The sequence below is a fragment of the Citrobacter sp. Cpo040 genome, assembly GCF_030332915.1.
In the GTDB taxonomy this organism is placed as follows: Bacteria; Pseudomonadota; Gammaproteobacteria; order Enterobacterales; family Enterobacteriaceae; genus Citrobacter; species Citrobacter portucalensis.
The window spans coordinates 1-215 of record NZ_JAOWGX010000005.1; the positions used below are offsets into that span (position 1 = coordinate 1).

1 rRNA gene is annotated in these 215 nt (G+C 57.2%); it reads right to left on the reverse strand.

Annotated elements, in window-relative coordinates:
• Window positions 1-137: 137 nt before the first annotated feature.
• Window positions 138-215 (reverse strand): 5S ribosomal RNA (gene rrf / locus OGX86_RS22765); the annotation flags it as partial.

Genomic DNA, 215 nt, shown 5'->3' on the forward strand with positions numbered 1-215 from the left:
GCTTATCAGGCCTACAAAATACGTTCAGCCCGGCCCCTGCAGGCCGGATAAGGCGGCACGCCGCATCCGGCGGTTTTCATTCCACACAGACGCAAAAAAGCCCATCCGGCAGGATGGGCTTCTTCACTTTAATTAATGCCTGGCAGTTCCCTACTCTCGCATGGGGAGACCCCACACTACCATCGGCGCTACGGCGTTTCACTTCTGAGTTCGGC